This is a genomic window from Enterococcus sp. DIV0682 (assembly GCF_051712685.1).
GTDB lineage: Bacteria > Bacillota > Bacilli > Lactobacillales > Enterococcaceae > Enterococcus > Enterococcus faecalis.
This window is the reverse complement of sequence record NZ_JBIOPK010000001.1, coordinates 1811386-1828786: the sequence shown is the minus strand read 5'-3', so window position 1 is coordinate 1828786 and position 17401 is coordinate 1811386. Positions and strand designations below refer to the sequence as shown.

17 protein-coding genes and 1 other RNA gene are annotated in these 17401 nt (G+C 38.0%); 11 read left to right on the top strand and 7 right to left on the bottom strand.

Going from position 1 to position 17401, the window contains the following annotated elements:
• Positions 1-21 precede the first annotated feature (21 nt).
• Both IGK96_RS08725 and gloA read right to left on the bottom strand, forming a co-directional pair.
• Positions 22-744, bottom strand: coding sequence for a gamma-glutamyl-gamma-aminobutyrate hydrolase family protein (locus IGK96_RS08725; protein ID WP_002358005.1), 723 nt, complete (start codon positions 742-744; stop codon positions 22-24).
• A 142-nt stretch (positions 745-886) separates the two neighbouring features.
• Complete coding sequence (gloA, locus tag IGK96_RS08720; RefSeq protein WP_002358003.1) at positions 887-1261, bottom strand: lactoylglutathione lyase; 375 nt, start codon at positions 1259-1261, stop codon at positions 887-889.
• 148 nt (positions 1262-1409) lie between these two features.
• On the opposite strand from gloA, the gene IGK96_RS08715 reads away from it, so the two are divergent.
• The gene (locus IGK96_RS08715; protein ID WP_002363716.1) at positions 1410-1856 is read left to right on the top strand and encodes an NUDIX hydrolase; all 447 of its coding nucleotides are present in this window, start codon (positions 1410-1412) and stop codon (positions 1854-1856) included.
• A gap of 63 nt (positions 1857-1919) precedes the next feature.
• Here IGK96_RS08715 and yidA read toward each other — a convergent pair whose 3' ends face one another.
• Genes yidA through IGK96_RS08700 form a run of 3 tightly spaced genes read right to left on the bottom strand, consistent with a single transcriptional unit; the run spans position 1920 to position 4933 of the window.
• Positions 1920-2732 carry a sugar-phosphatase gene (gene yidA, locus IGK96_RS08710; RefSeq protein WP_002377829.1) on the bottom strand — a complete coding sequence of 271 codons (813 nt, stop codon included), beginning with the start codon at positions 2730-2732 and terminating at the stop codon, positions 1920-1922.
• An 18-nt stretch (positions 2733-2750) separates the two neighbouring features.
• Positions 2751-4121, bottom strand: a complete 1371-nt coding sequence (locus IGK96_RS08705) for a dNTPase (RefSeq protein ID WP_002357999.1) — start codon at positions 4119-4121, stop codon at positions 2751-2753.
• Complete coding sequence (locus tag IGK96_RS08700; RefSeq protein ID WP_002397799.1) at positions 4118-4933, bottom strand: lipoate--protein ligase family protein; 816 nt, start codon at positions 4931-4933, stop codon at positions 4118-4120. The genes IGK96_RS08705 and IGK96_RS08700 overlap by 4 nt, the downstream gene beginning before the upstream one ends.
• A 331-nt stretch (positions 4934-5264) precedes the next feature.
• Between IGK96_RS08700 and IGK96_RS08695 the strand changes: the two genes are divergently transcribed.
• From IGK96_RS08695 to IGK96_RS08685, 3 genes are all read left to right on the top strand, one after another.
• Positions 5265-5702 (top strand): DUF1934 domain-containing protein, encoded by a 438-nt coding sequence (locus IGK96_RS08695; RefSeq protein WP_002382132.1) that lies wholly within the window; start codon positions 5265-5267, stop codon positions 5700-5702.
• Positions 5703-5778: 76 nt separating this feature from the next.
• Complete coding sequence (rpoE, locus tag IGK96_RS08690) at positions 5779-6396, top strand: DNA-directed RNA polymerase subunit delta (RefSeq protein WP_002357996.1); 618 nt, start codon at positions 5779-5781, stop codon at positions 6394-6396.
• Positions 6397-6703: 307 nt separating this feature from the next.
• Complete coding sequence (locus IGK96_RS08685; protein WP_002357995.1) at positions 6704-8314, top strand: CTP synthase; 1611 nt, start codon at positions 6704-6706, stop codon at positions 8312-8314.
• An 83-nt stretch (positions 8315-8397) separates the two neighbouring features.
• Here IGK96_RS08685 and IGK96_RS08680 read toward each other — a convergent pair whose 3' ends face one another.
• Entirely contained in the window at positions 8398-10734 is a 2337-nt protein-coding gene (locus IGK96_RS08680) for a PBP1A family penicillin-binding protein (protein WP_002360569.1), read from the bottom strand.
• Between the two features lie 41 nt (positions 10735-10775).
• Positions 10776-11393 (bottom strand): Holliday junction resolvase RecU, encoded by a 618-nt coding sequence (gene recU, locus IGK96_RS08675; protein WP_002388848.1) that lies wholly within the window; start codon positions 11391-11393, stop codon positions 10776-10778.
• A gap of 62 nt (positions 11394-11455) precedes the next feature.
• Here recU and IGK96_RS08670 point away from each other — a divergent pair, with 62 nt between their 5' ends.
• The 7 genes from IGK96_RS08670 (at position 11456) to nth (ending at position 17305) form a co-directional block, all read left to right on the top strand.
• The gene (locus tag IGK96_RS08670; protein ID WP_002360568.1) at positions 11456-11998 is read left to right on the top strand and encodes a DUF1273 domain-containing protein; all 543 of its coding nucleotides are present in this window, start codon (positions 11456-11458) and stop codon (positions 11996-11998) included.
• 93 nt (positions 11999-12091) lie between these two features.
• Positions 12092-12502, top strand: coding sequence for a cell division regulator GpsB (gpsB, locus tag IGK96_RS08665; RefSeq protein WP_002357990.1), 411 nt, complete (start codon positions 12092-12094; stop codon positions 12500-12502).
• A gap of 107 nt (positions 12503-12609) precedes the next feature.
• Positions 12610-12978: RNase P RNA component class B (gene rnpB / locus IGK96_RS08660), an RNA gene on the top strand.
• Between the two features lie 237 nt (positions 12979-13215).
• Complete coding sequence (locus tag IGK96_RS08655; RefSeq protein WP_085443081.1) at positions 13216-14379, top strand: THUMP domain-containing class I SAM-dependent RNA methyltransferase; 1164 nt, start codon at positions 13216-13218, stop codon at positions 14377-14379.
• 18 nt (positions 14380-14397) lie between these two features.
• On the top strand, positions 14398-15894 hold the full coding sequence (locus tag IGK96_RS08650) for a carboxypeptidase M32 (RefSeq protein ID WP_010707698.1): 1497 nt from the start codon (positions 14398-14400) through the stop codon (positions 15892-15894).
• A 32-nt stretch (positions 15895-15926) separates the two neighbouring features.
• Positions 15927-16643 (top strand): DnaD domain protein, encoded by a 717-nt coding sequence (locus IGK96_RS08645; RefSeq protein WP_002361632.1) that lies wholly within the window; start codon positions 15927-15929, stop codon positions 16641-16643.
• A gap of 14 nt (positions 16644-16657) precedes the next feature.
• Complete coding sequence (gene nth, locus IGK96_RS08640) at positions 16658-17305, top strand: endonuclease III (RefSeq protein WP_002357985.1); 648 nt, start codon at positions 16658-16660, stop codon at positions 17303-17305.
• The last annotated feature ends 96 nt before the right edge of the window (positions 17306-17401 follow it).

The following is a 17401-nucleotide window of genomic DNA, read 5'->3' as shown; positions in this document are numbered from 1 at the left end:
AAAGACGTCCCTCCGTTTTTACTATAATTTTTGAACAAAGTAGTTAAAGAGTGCTTGGGATTTGGCATCACGTGCGTACATTAGTTCAGGATGCCATTGAACAGCTAATAAAGGCTGCTGTTCATTTGTTGATTCCACTGCTTCTGCAAGGCCATCAGAGGACCAAGCAGTAACGCGTAAATCTTTTCCTAAAGTATGTAGTGCTTGGTGATGGTACGAGTTGACTTGACCAGTTGTACCATATATGTTTGATAATTGACTGTCTGGTTCAACATCAATACGATGCGTCGCAAAGATTGGTTGAGTGGGTTGTTGTCCGTGCTTAACTGACCATTGAGGATACATCGATAAATCTTGATATAATGTGCCACCTAAAGCAACATTGACTAATTGCATTCCACGGCAAACCGCAAAAATAGGTTTGTTTTGTTTTAAGGCTTCTTCAATTAGGGCTAATTCAAACTCGTCACGATCACGATTCGTTTCTTCTAATTTTATATGGGGTTCTTGTCCGTAAAATTCAGGGGCAACATCTTGACCGCCTGCTAAAAGTAGTTTATCAATTTGTTGTATATACGTAGCGGCTAATTCTTTGGGGCCAATTGGCAAAACGAGAGGAACGCCACCTGCGGCCTGAACAGCGCTAACAAAACCTTGTGGGGTGTAAGTCACTTGGTTACCGTGAAACACTTCAGCTGCCTGCAAAAGTTGATTGCCAGCGATTCCAATAATTTTTTTTGTCATAATAACATCACATCCTCAATAAATTCATACGTTCTATTGTAGCACTTTTTTTGAAAAAAGTGTTTGAGAAGAAGTCGAGACAAGTTTTGTCTCGGACAGCTCTCAAACACAAAAAGCTCAGTAAGTGAACAAGTGAAACTTTTTAACGTTCACGAATGACTTCGATTTTATAACCATCTGGGTCGACAACAAAGTAATAAGATGGTGCAGTTCCAGGTAAGCCTTTTAAGTCAGTAACAGTTAAGCCAGCCGCTTGATGTTTTTCGTGTAATCCTTCTAAATCATCTGTACTGATGGCGATATGACCATAACCGTTTCCTAAATCGTATGCTTCATGATCATAATTATAAGTTAGTTCTAGTTCGTAGTCGTCTCCTGGTAAAGTTAGATAAACCAAAGTAAATTTATTTTCTGGAAAATCACGACGGCGACTTTCTTCAAAATTGAAGGCTTTTTGATAGAAATCTAATGATGCCTCTAAATCTTTTACACGCACACATGTATGAGCCATTTTCATAGTTAAAAACTCCCTTTCAAACTTAATTATATTTCCAACGTTAATAGTAGCATAGATAAACGTGAAATGTAGAGAAAAACGCTTGGTTTCTGACTTGTTCTAAAGGAATTTCTCAGGTAAAATAGATGAAAAGAGAAGAGGTGCGCCAATGAAAACGCCAACGTTTGGAAAAAGAGAAGAGACATTGACCTATCAAACAAGATATGCTGCATACATTATTGTTTCAAAGCCAGAAAATAACACAATGGTTCTGGTACAAGCGCCAAATGGAGCTTATTTTTTACCAGGAGGCGAAATTGAAGGCACCGAAACGAAAGAAGAAGCGATCCATCGAGAAGTGCTAGAAGAATTAGGAATTAGTGTAGAAATTGGCCGTTATTTAGGGGAAGCCGATGAATATTTTTATTCGAATCATCGCCAAACGGCCTATTATAATCCTGGATATTTTTATGTAGCGAATACTTGGCGGCAACTTAGCGAACCCTTAGAAAGGACCAATACTTTACACTGGGTTGCACCAGAAGAAGCAGTCCGTTTATTAAAAAGAGGAAGCCACCGCTGGGCCGTTGAAAAATGGCTAGCGGCAGCATCATAAAATAACGAATAACCCTCAATCTATGTTGATTAGATTGAGGGTTATTGTTATTGAAAAGAATGTTTAAATTAAAACCATTTTTTCAATAATTTGAGCGACACCATCTTCGTCATTACTAGTGGTATGCACATCGGCAATTGTTTTAACATTTTCTGTCGCATTGCCCATCGCAACACCAATCCCAGCGTAATCAATCATGGATAAGTCATTTTCATTGTCACCAATGGCCATCACTTCGTCTTTATTTAAGCCTAAATGGTCTGCCAATTTTGCTAGAGCATTGCCTTTGCTAGCATTTTTATTCATGATTTCATAGTAAAAAGGCGTACTTTTAACAGTCGTATATTTTTCGGTAAAATGTAATGGTAATTTTGCAATGGCAGGATCTAAAACTTCCGGCTCATCAATCATCATCATTTTAATAATGTTCATCTCTGGTGTCATTTCATCCACCGTACGATATTTCAAAGGCATGTTCACTAAAGATGCTTCGTGAATCGTATATTTACCAATATTGCGATTGGCAGTGTAAATAGCGGAATCATCAATTGTATGCAAGTGAGCGCCGACTTTACGAGAATACATTTCAATTTCTAAAAAATCCTCATAACTCAAGGTATAGCGTGAAATAATCGTATTATCTTTGGTTGCTTGGACAAGCGAACCGTTGTAGGTAATCACGAAATCATTTTCACCATATAAGGCTAATTCATCCAATTGTTCTTTCACGCCTGGCAAAGGACGGCCTGTACATAAAACAATACGAACGCCTTGCTCATTTGCTTTTTGGAGCGCTTCTTTGACCCGTGGGGTAATCTTGTGTTGTGAATTTAGCAATGTTCCGTCGATATCAATAGCAACTAACTTAATTGACATAGAATCCTCCTAGAAAACCTATTTTTTTAAAACTAACGCACCATTATGAATGTAACTTGAAAACTCACGATACGTCTCATCAAATAAATCGTAATGTTTTTTATTTCCTTGGTCAAGCATTTCTTTAGGGAAATAGAAACGTTCATCTCCTTGACTCTGACCAGCAAGTGCTGCAACTAGGGGACTGACCGTTGCCAATTCCACTAATGAGCCATCTTTTTGCATTAATTCAATTTGTGTACGATGACGGTCTTTATTTGGACGATAAAAATCGTAAGGTAAATCATAGCTTGAATTAATGGCAGTATAATATTTAGGGTTGAAACCAACTTTTTCAATCAATTCCCTTAAATAAGCAATCGTTGCTGCGCTCTCTTTTTCGTTCGTAAAGGTGGCTGACTTCAGAGGCTTACGCATAAGGAAACGTTTGGCTAAATCACCTAGAATTGAATCAGGCACATCCATCCATTGTGTAAAGTACGTAGAGAGGACGCCATCATCCAATTTTAAATATTCTTGTAAGGTGAAGTCCCCTTTAAAGAATGGTACAAGCAGAGAGGCTTGTAAATCATAGTCAAATTCAGGGTTTTCAAATAATTCTTTCGCCCGATGCAATAAATGATCAAGAATCACTTCCATCCCACGAGAAACAGGGTGGAAATAGACTTGGACATACATTTGGTAACGACTAACGATATAGTCTTCCACCGCATGCATCCCATTCATAGCAAAGGCAATGCCTCCTTTGTAGGGTCGAATCACACGTAAAATTCTAGTTAAATCGAAGGTTCCGTATTCAGTCCCTGTAAAGTAAGCATCACGTAACAGATAGTCCATACGATCGGCATCAATTTGACTAGAAATCATTTGCACCACTTGAGGATTTGGGTATTGTTTAGTAATAACGCTGGCGACTTTTTCAGGAAAATCTGCCGAAACACGGTTTAAAATTTGATAGACTTCCGTTTCTGGTGAGGTGATGATTTGGACCGTGATTGCTTCATGGTTTGTATCAAAAATATGCTCGAATGTATGTGAATAAGGACCATGACCGACATCATGTAATAAAGCTGCGCAAAGCGTAATCAGGCGCTCGTCGTCATTCCAGCCGTTTTCACCTAATCGTTCCACAGAGTAGTTACGTTGGAAAATCTCACAAATCCGACGTGTAATTTCGTAAACACCCAAAGAATGGGAAAAACGACTATGTTCGGCACCGTGAAACGTAAAAGAAGAAGTACCTAGTTGCTTAATGCGACGTAATCGTTGCACTTCAGCAGAATTAATAAGGTCTAAAATCACTTGATGTTGGACATGAATATAATTATGGACGGGATCACGAAAAACTTTTTCGATTGGTAATCGTTGCTCTTTGTACGGAATCGTCATACGATCTCTCCTTTAATTAAGGCGTTTCGTTGCGCCATTTTTTCCAGCTGGACAGTTAAATTTGTTTGGAACCATTCTGAGGTTATAATTGGTTCGGTTAAGTTTGGATCAATAGATTTTTCAAATTGTTGAGGTAATGCTTCGATTAAACGGGTTTTTACGGCGTCTATTGTTAATGGAGTCTCAATCAGGGTTTCTAAATTTGCCATCACTGCTGGATCAACGGGTGGATAGCCGTTTTCACCAAATTGTTCTTGTAACCCAGCAAGGTAAAAGTCTCGAACCACTTCTCCACGAGCAAGTTGATTGCCGTTAACGCTGATGTAAATCATGACAGAAATACCGTCTTTGACGCGTCGTTGGGCAATCCCAGCAAACTTTTGACCGTCAATACTTAAATCATAAGTACCAGGACAATAGGATGTAGTAATTTCAAAGGCGTCAATCTCTTTCTCTGGAAAACTCTGACGGAGCCAAGCCCACATTAATTCATAAGCCGCATCGATACTTAATTTGTGTTCAGAATTATTTGGTAAAATAAGTGAAACATTTAAAATACCCGAATCGGCAATCACCCCTAAACCGCCGGCATTGCGAACGACTACAGAATAATCGTTTTCTTGCAGAGAAGTGATGCCTTCTTTTAGATGTGGTACACGGGTATCTTTCATGCCAAGAATCATTGCTTGATCCAATTGCCAGAAATGAATGATTGGTTGGTGCTGCATTCCTGAAAAAGTAGTTAAAACATCGGTCAAGGCAAAAGGTAAAAAATAGTCACTGTTTGTTAAACAACCTGAATCAAGGAGCATAAATGATTCGGTGTGAAGGGGAAAAGTTGTGCTCATAAAAAACGTCCTGTCTATTTATAATTACGTCATTTAATACGTTTATTTTCTTACTCTCTCTTATATTATATACAAAAAACGCAAAAAAGCATGTTATATAAACGAATTCTGAAGGAATTCTCTAAAATAGTAAACGGTTTTCTTATTAAATAGATGAAACAAATGCTTGCAACCCGTGAAAAGAGCTTATACAATAAGAAAAGGTACATAAGCAAGGGAAAATTGACTTTAGTTGACAAATACATTGAAAAAGTCAACAATAAGAAAGTTATATTTTGGAAAAGGAGTGACCATTATGGATTTATCAACAGGCGTTCCTGTATCGATTCAACTAAAAACGATTGTCCAACAAGGCAACGAACAAAAAGATTTTTTCTTTGACTTAGAAGGTCAATTAGTAAAAATGGGTGATACATTATACATTCGTTACAAAGAAGAATTATTAGAGGATACAGAACCAACCCCCGTAACCATTAAAATTGAACCAGACGGGCATGTTCAGCTGATTCGTGCCGGCGAATTACGGATGCGTTTAAGATTTGGCTATCAGGAAAAATTAGATACAAGTTATCGAACCCCTTATGGCTTGCTACAGATTAGTACGTTTACACATAATTTGCGTGTTAGTTTAAAAGATCAACCAATGTCTGGTAAGATTTTAGTTGATTATGATTTATACTCTCAAACAGAGCGAATCGGAGAATATCATTTAGAATTAGAATTTACTGCATAAATATTGCAGAATAGAATTGATTTTTTTTCAATGTTTTTGTATGATAAGGAGTAGACTGTGAAAGGACGTGTACCTCTTGGAAATTAATGTATTTGAAGGGTTAAATAAAAAAGAATTATCCATGATTGAAGTAGCACACGCTATTTTAGAACAACATGCAGATGTAATGGATTTTTCTGATTTAGTTAACCAAATCCAAAATTATCTTGGCAAGTCTGATAGTGAAATTCGTGACCAATTAGCACAATTTTATACAGATTTAAACATCGACGGTAGCTTTATCTCATTGGGAGACAATCGTTGGGGCTTACGTTCATGGTATCCAATCGATTCAATCGATGAAGAAGTTACACATGGCTTGGAAGAAGACGAAGAAGATGCACCACGTCGTAGAAAACGTAAAAAAGTAAATGCCTTCATCACTAATCCAAACGATGAAGATGTAATTGACTATAACGATGACGATCCAGAAGATGCTGAATTAACAAATGATGATGAAGAAGACATCTTGTACGATGATGAAGAAGATGAAGATGAAGAAATCAAAGCATACAACTCTGACTTACAAGAGATTGGTGCAGATTCAGACGATGATGAAGAAGACATTCCGCAAATCGAAGAAGATTTAACGATCATTGATGACGATGATGTTGAAGATGAAGACGATTTTGATGACGAATATTCTGAAGAGTAAGAAACCAAAAAGCTTGATTCCTAAGAAGGAGTCAAGCTTTTTAGTTGAATGCTTAAGAAAAATGAGAAAATAGAAAAAATTATTTTCTTGAATAGAAGTACTTGACCTGATGTCCGTTTGCTTGTATTATACTACTTGGGCACCTTTAAGAAGGTCAGAAGTTTGAACGAACTTACAAGCTCCCTATTCGTAATGGATAGGGAGCTTTTCTATTTTTGTTTCTTTTTTATTTGGAGAAACGTAAGAGTCTCAAAGTTGTTTTACTTCTCTCTACAAAATATTATCAAAGAAAGGGTTTTTAACTATTATGACAAAATACATCTTTGTTACAGGTGGCGTGGTTTCTTCTATCGGAAAAGGGATTGTCGCAGCATCTTTAGGACGATTATTAAAAAATCGTGGATTAAAAGTAACGATTCAAAAATTCGATCCATATATTAATGTGGATCCGGGGACAATGAGTCCTTACCAACATGGAGAGGTTTTTGTCACAGATGATGGTGCCGAAACAGATTTGGACTTAGGTCACTATGAACGTTTTATTGATATTAACTTAAATAAATACTCAAACGTAACCACTGGAAAAATTTATTCAGAAGTCTTACGTAAAGAACGTAAAGGGGAATACTTAGGTGCAACAGTGCAAGTTATTCCACACATTACCAATGAAATCAAAGAAAAAATCATGCGTGCAGCGAAAATGACGGATGCCGATGTGATTATCACAGAAGTAGGTGGTACTGTCGGCGACATCGAATCATTACCTTTCCTAGAAGCGTTGCGTCAAATGAAAGCTGATATGGGTAGTGACAACGTAATGTACATCCATACAACCTTGATTCCTTACTTAAAAGCGGCTGGCGAAATGAAAACTAAACCAACACAACATAGTGTCAAAGAATTAAGAAGTTTAGGGATTCAACCAAATATTTTAGTGGTCCGTACGGAATTACCTGTTTCTCAAAACACTAAAAACAAATTAGCACAATTCTGTGATGTTAATCCAGAAGCGGTAATTGAATCTCGTGATGTTGAAACGTTATACTCCATTCCATTAGCACTTCAAGCACAAAACATGGATCAAATTGTTTGTGATCATTTAAAATTGGATGCACCGGCTGCCGACATGACTGAGTGGCGTGCATTAGAAGAAAAAGTTCTTAACTTGAAAAAGAAAACAAAAATTGCGCTGGTTGGTAAATATGTTGAATTACCAGATGCCTATATTTCTGTTGTAGAAGCATTAAAACATGCTGGGTTTGATTTTGATTCAGATATCGAAATTGATTGGGTTGATTCACAAGAATTAACTGCTGAAAATGTCGCTGAAAGAATTGGTTCAGCAGATGGTATTTTGGTTCCTGGTGGTTTTGGTGATCGTGGAATTGAAGGAAAAATTGAAGCGATTCGTTTTGCTCGCGAAAATGACGTACCATTCCTTGGCATTTGCTTAGGTATGCAAATGGCCTGTGTAGAATTTGGTCGTAACGTTGTGGGCTTAGAAGATGCTGGTTCTGCAGAAACTAACCCTGACGTGACAAATAACATTATTGATTTAATGGCAGATCAAGAAAACATCGAGAATTTAGGTGGCACACTACGTTTAGGTTTATATCCATGTAAATTGAAAAAAGGAACGAAAACTGCGGCAGCATACGGAAATGAAGATGTTGTCCAAGAACGTCACCGTCATCGTTATGAATTTAACAACAAATATCGTCAATTATTTGAAGAAAATGGCTTAGTTTTCTCTGGAGTTTCACCAGATAATCGTTTAGTTGAGATTGTTGAAATTCCTGAAAAACAATTCTTTGTGGCTTGTCAATTCCACCCAGAATTAATTTCTCGTCCAAATCGCCCACAACGCTTAATCAAAGGATTTGTTGGTGCAGCTTTGGCAAATAAAGAAAGTAAATAAGCAAAAATGGACGAAGTGATTCAGTTCACTTCGTCCATTTTTAATCTAAAAAAGTACGGGGCTCATCATGAGCCCCGTACTTTTTATGCTGCTTTATTTTCATCTGGTTTAGAACTACTTTCAGGTGGTTGCGGCGGTTCTTGTGAACTAGAACTTGATGGTTCAGGTGGTTGTTCCGATGTTGCCGGTTGCTCTGCTGAGGAAGAGCTTGCCGGTTGTTCGGTTGATGGTGGCGCTTCAGAGGAAGAAGGCGCACTTTCTGAACTAGAACTTGATGAACTTTCCGCTTCTTTTGTGGAAGAGGATTCCACCGTACTGCTAGATTCCGGCTGTGGTGCTGAAGAGGTAGTACTTGGTAAAACTTGTACATTTGGTACCTCATAGGCATCTTTCACGTATAATTCATTACCTACCCGCACAACACTGTCTGGCTGCACCCAGTCATCGTTTGAAACATTTTGAGACAAGTAACTCATTATTTCACGATAAACATCCGAGGCAATTCCATAGTATTCTTGATAGATTGGTGTATTTCGATCATTGTATCCAGTCCAAACAGAAACGGCATAGTGTGTTGTATAACCAACAAAGGTACTATCCGGGGCAATTCCTTTTTCTGTTGTGCCCATTCGCGCTAAATCTTCATCAGTATAGTTAGAAGTCCCTGTTTTGGCCGCTTGGATTAAGCCTGGAATGGCGCCGTTAAATCCTGTTCCGCCATTTAAAACATCTTTTAACATATCCGTCATCATATAGGCGGTAGAGTCTTTCATCGCACGTTTACCATCAGGTTGATAATCAACGCTAGTTCCATCATTGAAAACGACTTTGTTTACGTAATACGGTTTGTTGTAAATCCCGTTATTGGCGAAAGCCGCATAAGCTGCTGCTAATTTCAATGAGGAAATCCCGTATTTATCGCCATCTACATCGCTTGTGTTACTTGAAATGGCATTCGACGCTTCTAAGTTTTTATAGTCAATTCCTAGCCCTTTAATGAAAGGCATGATGTTTTCTTTACCAACTTCATCAAACGTCTGGACCGCGGTGGTGTTACGAGAACCCATAATCGCACGGCGCATAGTAATGACGCCTTGATATGTTAAATCAGAGTTGAAGACATCAATGTCGGTACCAGGATATTTCGTTGGTTTATCCACCATGAGGCGACCTGTCGAATAATTTAAATTCTCAATTGCGGGACCATAATCCATGATTGGTTTCACGGTTGAACCAACATCACGTTGGGTGTTAACAGCTAAATTGTTTCCTAATTGCACATCATCAGGAATGTGACGACCACCAATTTGTGCTCGGACCTGTCCAGATGCAACATCAATAACGGTTGAAGCTACTTGCATTTTATCATCTGGAAACGCAACGTATTGATCACTGTTGACAATATCGTAAAGTTGTTTTTGGGCATTCATATCTAAGTTTGTGTAGATATCTAGTCCGTCTGTGTAAACATTTTTACCAGTTTTTGCTTTCACTTCATTGATTACTTCTTTGACATAATTATCTACGACTTTTCGATTGTCATCACTGGCTTTTAATGGCACTAAGCCTTCATCGATTGGGGTAGCTTTAGCTTTTTCGTACTCTGCTTTCGAGATTTTTTTATTGTCGTACATTGTGTAAAGTACAACATCCCGACGTTCTTTAGCAGTATCTGGTTTTGTATAGGGATCGTATGAGTTTGGCGCTTGCGGCATTCCTGCCAGTAGGGCCGTTTGTGGTAAATCAAGTTCAGATAAATGTTTACCATAATAATTTTCAGCCGCTGTTTCCATTCCATAAAAACCATTCGCCATGTAGACTTTGTTAATGTAGTAAGTTAAAATTTCTTCTTTTGATTTTTCACGTTCTAAACGAACAGCCATCCATGCTTCTTGTGCTTTCCGTTTCAAGGTTTGGTCAGATTCTTTTGTAGAGAAGTAGGACAATTTAATTAATTGTTGGGTTAAGGTACTTCCGCCTTGTAATCCACCATTTTTGACATTTGAAAGGGCAGAACCGATAATCCGAATCGGATCCACACCAATGTGTTTATAGAAACGACGGTCTTCGACAGAAACAATGGCATCTTTTAATAATTGAGGCACATCATTTGGTTGAATTAATTCACGCTTTTCTGCGCCTAAATCCTCAAAAATTTCATTATTAATATCGTAAAGCTTCGATGAAACTGTCGCATTCAGTTTGTCATCTTCTAATTTTGGGGCTTGTCGTGCATAGAACCAAAAAAGACCAACGCCTGCTAAAAAAGCGACCATCCCAGCGATAAGTAAGCCAAGAAAGATTTTTAAAACAAGCCGTTTTTTCTTTTTCGGCGGTTGTGTCTTTTTCTTGTAACTTGACTTCGATGAGGTGTTGGATGCATGTCTAGCAGCTCGCGAGCCTGAATTTGCGGTTGGCATAAATAGCAACTCCTTTGTTATACTTTCAAAACTTTATGAATCTAGTGTGTCTGAATATATTGTTCCACTGCGTCGAGATAAGGGATTCGCGGTGCGATTCCAAAAGATAATTCAATTCCTTCTTTCTCGATGAGTGCAAGCGGCATAGATTTTTTTCCAGTAACTGCTTGGTTTTTCCAATGCGTTATTAGATTTTCACCACTAAAAAAGAAGCAGCGTTTTAAGCTTGAAAACCATAATAGCACAAAACAAATCCCTTGTTGTGCTATACATTGTTCCATATGATCAATTTGATGTTGATGAAAATTTTTAAAGGGAAAGGACGTGGTATTTTTCGTTTCTTTCGCTTCAAAATCTATGTAACGGCCTTGATATACACCGTTATAATCAGTCGTTGAAGCTTGTCTAAAGTAGGCCTCCTTAATAACAGCCGCACTTCGTTTGGGATAATCTACTTTAACAATTTGAACAGGAGTGGGTTTCTTATGAACGACTGCTTGCTTATTCAATAGATAATATTGATTGCTTTGATTGATCGCTTCTTCGAAATCCATCCCACGATTACCAAATTCAACGGGGCGTTTCTTTTTTACTTGTTTTTTTGGTGATTGTGCTTCATGATGATTATAAGGTATTCCGTTAGGATAATGGAACGTCACGTTTATCACACTCCTAGCCTGTATTATACCAAAAAAAAGACCTGAAAGAAAAGGGATGACTTATGGAAATGATAAAAACCCTCTATGTCACCGGTTATCGCAGCTTTGAATTGGGGATATTTCAAGGAAAAGACCCGAAAATCACAGTTATTAAAAATGTCTTAAAAAAAGAGTTAGCCAGTTATATTGAAGCGGGAGTAGAATGGATTTTGATTTCTGGCAATTTAGGTGTTGAACTTTGGACAGCTGAAGTAGTTGGGGAATTAAAAACGGAATATCCAGAAGTCCAGCTAGGTTTGCTTTATCCATTTAAAGACTTTGGCAATAATTGGAATGAACAAAATCGAGAACTGTTAACGAAAGCGGAAAGTTTGGCTGATTATATCAACTCAGTAAGTCACCAGCCCTATCAATCGCCAGCACAATTAAAAATGCATACAAAATTTCTTTTAGAACATTCTGGGGGCAGCTTACTTATTTATGACAAAGAGTACCCTGGCAAAACGGAGTATTTTTTAAAGGATGCACAACATTTTTCGGAACGAGAACCCTATGATATTCGCTTAATTACAATGGATGATTTACAAAACTCGGTGATTGATTAGAGAATCTGTTTGATTTTCTAGCTATTTTTCGTTACAATAGTATTTGTGGAACTATGAAATTTTCTATCGTAAATAAACAAATGAGGTGTAAACATGGCAAATTTAGTATATAGTCCTAAAGACATTTTACAAAAAGAATTTAAAACGAAAATGATGAACGGGTATGACCCGATTGAAGTAGACGAATTTTTAGACAATGTTATTAAAGACTACGAAGCTTATAATAAAGAATTATTAAGCTTGCAAGAAGAAAACAGCCGCTTAATGGCAAAATTAGACCAATTATCAAAAGCCCAACCAACGCCTCGTGTTGCTCAAGAAGTACCAAAAAGTGCAGCAGTGACCAACTTTGATATTTTAAAACGTTTATCAAACTTAGAGCGTGAAGTTTTTGGTAAAAAGTTAGATGAAACACCTTCAACACCTGTAACGCCTTCCGCACCGTCAATGACTGCAGAACCAGCGAACCATGATGTTGATAATGCACAAACACGTCAATTTTAACAAGACAATTTAAGTCAAGTTTTCACGAGGAACAGAAAGCATTTGTTAGAATAGCGGACACTTGTTTTAGTGTATAAATTTTTGCTGTTCGTTTAAACAGATTTGTAATTTTCGGGTGATCGCGGTTTGCTTTTGCAAGCTGAGGAAAGTCCATGCTCGCACAAGCTGAGATGCTTGTAGTGTTCGTGCTTAGCGAAATCATAAGCTAAGGTACTCTTTTAGAGTAACGGCAGGAAAAATGACTAAGGTTTCGACTATGTCAAAGTATCCTTGAAAGTGCCACAGTGACGAAGCGATGTGGGAAACTCCATCGGTGGAACGCGGTAAACCCCTCGAGCGAGCAACCCAAACAATGGTAGGGGCGCTCTTCTAAAGGAAATGAACGAGTAGAAGAGGCAGAGTTTACTCTGCAGATAGATGATGACCGTCACCAATTTTTCCTGAAGAATTGGTGATACAGAACATGGCTTATAGAAAATTACAAGTAATTCAGGAAGACCTTCCAACGTAGTTGTGAAGGCTTTTTTTACGAAAAGAATAAAAAAATGTTAAAATAAAGAAACTGAGATAAAAGTAGTAAGCTGTCTGTTCTAAAGAGGCCGGGACAGGACCGTTTAGTTCAGAGAAAGCGGACAATTACAAAAAACAAGCGGAGCAGTAGTCGGCAGGACTGTTAGCTCCAGACAATAAAAAAGAGTCAAGAAGGAGTTTTTATGACGAAAGAAAAAACATTCAAACTTGTTGCAACGGCTGCTAGTGGCTTAGAAGCATTAGTTGGAAAAGAATTGCGTGATTTAGGGATTCCCTGTGAAGTAGAAAATGGTCGGGCCGTCTTTGAAGGCACAGTTGAAACAATTGCTACTGCCAATTTATGGCTACGAACAGCAGATCGGATTAAAATCGTCGTTGGCGAATTTAACGCCTATAGTTTTGATGAATTATTTGAAAAAGTTAAAGCACTTCCTTGGGAAGATTATTTGCCTTTAGATGCAGAATTTCCAGTTGCAGGTAAATCAATTAAGTCAAAATTGTATAGTGTTCCTGATTGCCAAGCCATCACCAAAAAAGCCATTGTTAACCGTTTAAGAGAAGTTTACCATCGTCCAGCGACGGTGCCTTTAACCGAAACAGGAGCTTTGTTTAAATTAGAAGTGGCTCTGCTAAAAGATAAAGTGACGTTGACGTTGGACACGACTGGACCAAGTTTATTTAAACGAGGCTATCGCATTGAAAAGGGGGGCGCACCTCTTAAGGAAAACATGGCAGCTGCTTTAGTGATGTTGACCAATTGGCGCAAAGATCGTCCTTTTTATGATCCAGTTTGTGGTTCTGGAACAATTTGTATTGAAGCAGCATTAATTGGCCATAACATTGCCCCTGGCTTTAATCGTAGTTTCGCTTGTGAAACATGGGATTGGGTTGATCCAGCAATTTTTGAAAAAGTACGTAACGAAGCCGAGGCAAAGGCAGACTACGATGTTGAGTTAGATATCTGTGGTTCAGATGTTGATGGGCGAATGATTGAAGTCGCACGAGCGAATGCTGAGGAAGTTGGTTTAGGTGATTCAATTACCTTTAAACAATTGGCCTTAAAAGATTTTACAACCGAGAAGGAATATGGTGTAATGGTAGCTAACCCGCCTTATGGTGAGCGTTTAGGAGAAGAGGAAAGTGTTCGTCGTTTGTATAAAGAAATGGGCCATGTTTTCCGTCCGTTAACTACTTGGAGCAAGTATATACTGACGAGTGATCTTGCTTTTGAAGAATATTATGGTGCCAAAGCTACTAAAAAACGGAAGCTTTACAATGGAGCCTTACGAACAGATTTATTCCAATACTGGGGAACACGTCCACCAAGAAAACCACGGGAAGACTAAGAAAGCTGGTGTAAAAAAATGAAGGAAGCTGTATTTTTACAAGAAGTGAAAGAAATTCAATTACTAAAAAATGCCTTGACATTATTAGACTGGGATTCATCAACTGGGATGCCAGAAAAAAGTAGTCCTTTTCGAGGAGAAGTAGAAGGGTATTTAACCGGATTATATTTTGAACGAAGTATTGGCCCAGTTATTCAAGAAGCATTGGCCTATTTTGAGACACGCCCTGAAGAATTATCTGAATTAGGGAAACTGGTTTTTGAAAAAGTAAAAGAAGAATATGCTTTGAATAAAAATGTTCCAGCTGAACGTATGCAAGAATATGTTAAAGTATTAAACCAAGCACATACAGATTGGCTAAAAGCACGCGCTGCACAAGATTTCGGCTTGTTAGAAGAAACCTTAACGAAGGTCGTTGCGTTCCAAAAAGAGTTCATTCCTTATTGGCAAAAAGAAGAAAAAACTCCGTATGATGTGTTATTAAATCAATTTGAACCAGGGATGACGGTTGAGAAACTAGACCAAGTATTCGACCAAGTAAAACAAGGGATTCAAGAGATTCGGACCGTTTTAGCAGAAAAAGGTACGCCGCCTAGAACTGACTTTTTATCTAGAAAAATGACCAAAGAACAACAACGCCGTTTTGTGATTGGTGTGGTTGAGCAATTAGGCTATGATTTTTCAAAAGGCCGATTAGATGATACAGTTCATCCATTTATGACAGCTCTAAATCGAAATGATGCGCGGATTACTACGCGCTGGGAAGAAAATAATTTCTCAATGGCAACATTTGGTGTGATTCATGAAGCGGGTCATGGGATGTACGAACAAAATTTTGATCCTAAATTTGACTTTACGCCGCTAAGCGAAGGTGCCTCTATGGGGATTCACGAATCACAATCGCTCTTTAATGAAATTATCATTGGTAGCAACCGGGCTTTTTGGCAAAAACAATACCCGTTTTTCCAAGAATGCGCAGAAGGTACTTTTGATGATATTTCTTTTGAAGATTTCTATGCTTCTTTAAAAGAAACGAAAGCAAGTTTGATTCGGATTGATTCCGATAGTCTCACCTATCCTTTGCATATCATTATTCGTTATGAAATTGAGAAAATGTTGTTTAATGGTTCTTTGGAAGTCGCTGATTTGCCAAAAGTGTGGAACGAAAAATACCAAGAGTACTTAGGCGTATCACCTGAAAATGACTTAGAAGGTGTCCTTCAAGATGTTCATTGGTCTGGAGGTAGCTTTGGTTATTTCCCATCTTATGCCTTGGGTTATATGTACGCCGCACAACTATTTCACGCAATGAAACAAGAATTATCTGTTGATGAAATTTTAGCTTCGGAGGATTATTCTGATATCCGTAAATGGTTAACACAACATATTCATCAGTACGGCGCTTCACGTAAACCAAATCAATTAATTTATGATGCAACGGGAGAAGAATTGAATCCTAGTTATTTAATTGATTATATGAAAGCTATTTATTTTGATGTTTATCAAGTGCAATAAGTGAAACAAGCAAGGGGAAGTGGACAACAACAATGTTATCAATTCGTGAATATTTAGAAGCTGGTGAAACAACAATCTCAAACTTACTATTTGATCATTACCAAAAAATTGGTTTGAAAGATGATGAATTTCTCTTTTTACTGCAACTTTTTCGTTCGCAAAATGCAGGCGATTTATTTCCAGACTTAATGGCGATTGCAGAGACGATGGGCAAAACGCCAGATACGATTTATAAGTTGTTAAATCAATTGGTTTCTCGCGGATTTATTCGAATTGAAACACAACAAAACCAAAAAGGTCAAATGATGGATACGTATGATTTACTGCCTGTTTTTCAAAAGATTCAATTATTTTTACAAACGAGCAAAGAAAAACAAGTTGTCGCAAACCACGAAGATGAAATTAAACAGCTTTACCAAGGCTTTGAAAAAGAATTCGGACGTCCACTTTCACCCATTGAATTAGAAATGATTGGTCAGTGGTTGAACACGGACCATTATTCCCCTGAATTAATCCGGTTAGCGTTGCGAGAAGCTGTTTTAAATCAGGCGTATAGTTTGAAATATATTGATCGTATTTTACTTGCGTGGGAGCGTAAAAATATTACCACCAAAGAACAAGTGGCTGCTGATCAGAAAAAACGAAAAGATTCTATGATTCAAAATGAGATTGAACAACAAGGTCAGACACAAGAAGCGTTACCAAAGGTTACATTACACAATTGGTTAAATCCAGAAGACAGTGAATAAAAAGGAGGTGGGCCATGCTATCAAAAGAGAAAACGATGGAAGCTATTGAAATTATGTATGAGATGTTTCCAAATGCAGAATGTGAATTAAAACATAAGAATCCTTTTGAATTATTAATTGCTGTGATTTTAAGTGCGCAAGCAACCGATGTATCGGTAAATAAAGCGACTCCTGGTTTATTCGCAGCTTTTCCAACACCAGAAGCTTTAGCAGCTGCGCCGGTGGAGGAGATTATTGCTAAAATAAAAACCATTGGCTTATATCGCAATAAAGCAAAAAATATTAAAGCGTGCGCACAACAACTTTTAGAACGTTTCAATGGAGAAGTTCCGCAAACCAGAGATGAACTGGTCAGTTTACCTGGCGTGGGGAGAAAAACAGCCAATGTAGTAATGGGAGATGCTTTCGGCGAACCGGCTTTTGCAGTAGATACACATGTGGAACGAGTGTCCAAGCGCCTTAGAATTTGTAAGCTAAATGCGAATGTTACTGAAGTTGAGCAAACCTTAATGCGTAAAGTTCCGAAAGAACTCTGGGTGAAAACGCACCATACCATGATTTTCTTTGGGCGTTATCACTGCCTAGCAAGAGCGCCTAAATGTGAAGCCTGTCCGCTACTCTATATGTGTCAAGAAGGCAAAGAACGGATGAAAGGGAAATAACATATTTTTCCTAAGAAAGCGAGCCACAAGTCCAACCGACTTGTGGCTCGCTTTCTTTTTTGATGTTTAAGAAACGCAACAAATGATTGCGGTTTC